Annotated in this window: 1 pseudogene; it reads right to left on the reverse strand. The window is 62.4% G+C overall.

Going from position 1 to position 343, the window contains the following annotated elements:
* A pseudogene (locus tag QC180_RS30155) lies at positions 1-343 on the reverse strand (serine hydroxymethyltransferase); the annotation flags it as partial.

Genomic DNA, 343 nt, shown 5'->3' on the forward strand with positions numbered 1-343 from the left:
GGGGCCACCGAGAGTCTTGTGCACCGTCGAGGACACGACATCGGCATACGGGACCGGCGACGGGTGCAGACCGGCCGCGACCAACCCGGCGAAGTGGGCCATGTCGACCCACAGGTAAGCACCGACCTCATCGGCGATCTCACGGAACCGAGCGAAGTCCTGATGACGCGGATACGCCGACCACCCCGCCACGATCACCTTCGGCTTGGCCTTCAATGCGATATCGCGCACCTCGTCCATGTCGATCCGGTGATCATCCTCCGACACCCCATAGGAATGCACGTCATAGAGCTTGCCCGAGAAATTCAGACGCATCCCATGCGTCAAGTGACCACCGTGAGCG

Origin of the sequence: Nocardia anocheti, assembly GCF_029675105.1 — a bacterium.
Taxonomy (GTDB): domain Bacteria; phylum Actinomycetota; class Actinomycetes; order Mycobacteriales; family Mycobacteriaceae; genus Nocardia.